The organism is Rubrivirga sp. (assembly GCF_049648075.1).
Taxonomy (GTDB): domain Bacteria; phylum Bacteroidota; class Rhodothermia; order Rhodothermales; family Rubricoccaceae; genus Rubrivirga.
This window is the reverse complement of sequence record NZ_JBARYR010000385.1, coordinates 1-3,427: the sequence shown is the minus strand read 5'-3', so window position 1 is coordinate 3,427 and position 3,427 is coordinate 1. Positions and strand designations below refer to the sequence as shown.

At 69.3% G+C, this 3,427-nt stretch carries 4 protein-coding genes and 1 pseudogene; 3 read left to right on the top strand and 2 right to left on the bottom strand.

Annotated features, from left to right (window positions below; all coding sequences use genetic code 11):
* Window positions 1–187, bottom strand: a 187-nt coding sequence (locus tag WBA11_RS11110; protein ID WP_424520755.1) for a hypothetical protein, incomplete at its 3' end; no start/stop codon positions are given.
* An 11-nt stretch (window positions 188–198) separates the two neighbouring features.
* Window positions 199–957 carry a UDP-2,3-diacylglucosamine diphosphatase gene (locus tag WBA11_RS11105; RefSeq protein ID WP_424520754.1) on the bottom strand — a complete coding sequence of 253 codons (759 nt, stop codon included), beginning with the start codon at window positions 955–957 and terminating at the stop codon, window positions 199–201.
* Window positions 958–1,361: 404 nt separating this feature from the next.
* On the opposite strand from WBA11_RS11105, the gene WBA11_RS11100 reads away from it, so the two are divergent.
* The 3 genes and pseudogenes from WBA11_RS11100 to WBA11_RS11090 form a co-directional block, all read left to right on the top strand.
* A complete protein-coding gene (locus WBA11_RS11100) occupies window positions 1,362–2,075 on the top strand; it encodes a rhomboid family intramembrane serine protease (RefSeq protein WP_424520753.1) in 714 nt (237 codons plus the stop codon).
* A gap of 2 nt (window positions 2,076–2,077) precedes the next feature.
* Window positions 2,078–2,974 (top strand): DUF6576 domain-containing protein, encoded by an 897-nt coding sequence (locus WBA11_RS11095; RefSeq protein WP_424520752.1) that lies wholly within the window; start codon window positions 2,078–2,080, stop codon window positions 2,972–2,974.
* A pseudogene (locus WBA11_RS11090) lies at window positions 2,967–3,427 on the top strand (hypothetical protein); the annotation flags it as partial. The gene WBA11_RS11095 and the pseudogene WBA11_RS11090, both read left to right, overlap by 8 nt.

Genomic DNA, 3,427 nt, shown 5'->3' with positions numbered 1-3,427 from the left:
GGGTCAACCGCGCGCTCGTCGATGCGCCGTCTCCACCGACGTCGGGGGACCCGAAAAAGGCCGCGAGCTCGGCGTCTTCGCCGTCACCGCCGACGGGGGACTCCCGGGCGGCCTGGGCCGCACGCCGGCTGTCGGGGGACCCGAAGAAGGCTTCGAGGTCGTCGTCGGTATACGATTGGTCGTCCATGCGTGGGGCGCTCAGGCGAGCGCGTCGAGCGGAGTGGCGGCGCCGTCAGTCCAGCGGAAGAGGGCGGGGCCGTCGATGTCGATCCGGGCAAACGTACGGTCGCCGAACCAGTAGCCGGGGTTGAGGTACGTGCCGTCGGGCGTGGCCTCGAGGGCGGGGGCGTGGCAGTGCCCGAACGCGACAACGTCGGCGTCCGTCTGCGCCAACCGTTCGTGGGCCACCTGTGCCAGCTCGGCGACGACCTCGAGGTCGGGCGCGCCGTCGGTGCCGAACGCGCGGGCGGTCCAGCGTGCGAGCGCGTAACCGGCGTCGCCGGGCAAACCCATGCGGTAGAGGCGGGCCATGAGCGGGGCTCGAAGGATCGGCTGGAGGCGGTGAGAGAGCCGTTCGGCGGGGATGCGCCCGTCCCCGTGGGCAATATACAGGGTCCGTCCGTCGCGGCAGGTCTCCCAGTCGGTGGTGAGGCGGACCCCGATGTCGTCCTCGAAGAAGCCGACGTGCCACGGGTCGCGGTTGCCGACGACGTAGACGATCTCGGCGCCGCGGTCCGCCCACTCGGCCAGAAGCCCGACCAGGCGCGGGGCCGACTTGGGGACGAGGTGCCGATACTCGATAAACTGGTCGTACACGTCGCCCATCAGCACCAAGGCGCCGCCCTCGAGGACGGCGCTCTCGTGGGCGCGGAGCATCGCGACGGCGTCGCGCTCGGCCGCGCGGGTCTCGTCGCGCGAGCCGCGTCCCAGGTGGAGATCGGAGAGCAGGAGGAGCACACGTCGAGGTCGGACGGGGCAAGGAACGGCGCCCGGAGCGAGGTTGGCGCATCCTCCTAGGATTCTTCGTCCTCGAGGGCGGTGATGCACGCGGGGTAACGTGGCCTAATGGCCGGTTCGTCGGGCCTCGAGGGCGCGTGAGAGGGACGCCCGAGACTGAGGAGAAGAGGGCCGTGACGTACGCCTTCGAGGTCGTCGCCTAAAACGGCCGCACGCACCACCCTCGAGGACGATTCGGGCTCGAGGCCCACTTCCACTACCCGACCACTTCTCGCATTCGGCGAAGCCGTGCTCGTCCTCGAGAGCCGTAAGGCCGGCGAAGCCAATGCGCCGCAACTTCGGCACCGGGGCGTCCGTTCCTCGATGGTGTGGCGGTACCCTTCCGCCGCGAACCCGCTCGACCCGTGCAGAACGCCTACCGTCCCCCGTCCTCGTTCGGTCTTTTCCCACCGGTGGTCAAGAACCTCTTGATCATCAATGGCCTGGTGTTCCTGGCCCAGATGATCTTGGAGGCGCGGTCGGCAGTGCCCTACGACGCCCTCGAGCGGCTCTTCATGCTGTGGCCCATCGGTGGCCCCGAGGCCATCCGCTTCGCCGACGGCACCGTCGAGTTCGGGACGTTCTACCCATGGCAGATCGTCACGAGCGCGTTCATGCACGGCGGCATCGGGCACATCTTCTTCAACCTGTTCGGCCTGTGGATGTTTGGCGGGACCGTCGAGCGGGAGCTGGGCTCGAAGCGATTCTTGATCTTCTACTTCGCGTGCGTTTTGGGAGCGAGCGCGCTCCAGCTCGGCGTCCAGTCGTGGCCGTTCCTGATGGGCGCCGACGGCATCCCCGTCCCTACGCTGGGCGCGTCGGGCGGCGTGCTCGGCGTGTTGGCCGCGTTCGGCCTGCTCCACCCCAACAGCCCGATCTTCCTGCTGTTCTTGCCGGTCCCGATCCCCGCCAAGTACTTCGTGCTCGGCTACGCCGCGTTCAGCCTGTTCGCCGGCTTCTCGGGCGTCCAGGCCGGCGTCGCCCACTTTGCCCACCTGGGCGGGATGGTGATGGGCGCCGTCATGATCCTGTACTGGCTCGGTCGGCTCCCCATCCAACCGCGCACCCGCATCGCCTAGCCGTGGCCGACGCCGACTCCCCGCTCTTCCGGTTCCAGCTCTGGCGCGCCAACCTGCCGCCGGCGCTCCGCGTCCTGCTGACCGTCAACCTGGCGACGTACCTCGCGTATGTCCTGCTGGCGTTCTTCGGGTTTTTCGGGGTGCCCCTCGGTCAGTTTATGGTCGATTGGCTCACGCTCCCGACGTCGTGGGAAGTGGCGCTGACGCGGCCGTGGACGGTGCTGACCTACGGGTTCGTCAACGCGTTCGGCGGGTTCTTCGGGCTGATCTCGTTCGTCTTCGGGTTTTACTGGCTTCAGTGGATGGGCCGCGATTACGAGGAGTCCTACGGCGCGCACCGGCTGTTCGGGCTCTACGTGATGGGCGCGCTCGGCGGCGCCGTCGTCGGGCTCGCCCTGGGCGCGGTCCTGCCATTGCCTCGGAGCGAGTACTTCGGGCTGTGGACGCCAGTTACGGCGATCCTGTGCGCCATCGCAACGCTCCATCCGACCCGCGGCATCGGCCTGTTTCTCTTGGGCGTCGTCCCGATGAAGTGGATCGCCGTCGGGTTCGTCGTGATCAGCCTTCTGTTCTCGGCCGACCTGTCCGTCCTGGGCGCCGCGCTCGTCGGTGTGCTGGTTGGGAGGGCGCAGCAGGCGGGCTCGGATCCCGCCGCGTGGGCGGCGCCGTTGTTCGGGGGCCGGATCGGCCGTCGTCCCAAGAAGAAGACATCGCGCCAGACCGTCACGGCCTCGAGGTCGAAGCGGTCGTCGTCCTCGAGGTCGTCCTCGAAGACGGTGGGTCGCGACGCGGCGCCCGCGCTCGACGTCGACGAGATCCTCGACAAGATCCTCGACAAGGGCTACGAGAGCCTGACCAAAGAGGAGCGGGAGGCCCTGGACCGGGCCAGCCGTGACTGACGCCTCCGACACACCCCGGAGGCTGGGGCTCAAAGGCGTCCTCCTTTTGCTAGCCGACGTGCCCGTCGTGCTGGTCGTCGTGGTGGGCTACCTGGCCGCGTTCCTGCCCCCGAGACCGTACTGGTGGGCACAGTTGGTGGCCGTCGGGTTGCCGTACGCCACGTGGGCGCTGACCGGCCTGGGCGTCTTGTGGCTCGTGGGCCGTCGGTGGGGCGCGGTGGCCGTCCACGTCGTGCTCGTGGGCCTGGTATTGTGGCGAGCGGGAGCGATCGGCGGCGGCGCCCTCGAGGCCGGGCCGGACGACGTGGTGCTGACCACGTTCAACGTGCCGGGCGTGGGGCCGAGCCGGGAGGCGCTGGGCGACTCCGTGGTCGGGTACGTCCGGGCGACCTCGCCGGACATGATGGTGTTGCAGGACGCCTGGGTCTACGGCTCGTCGGAGCGGCGGCGGGA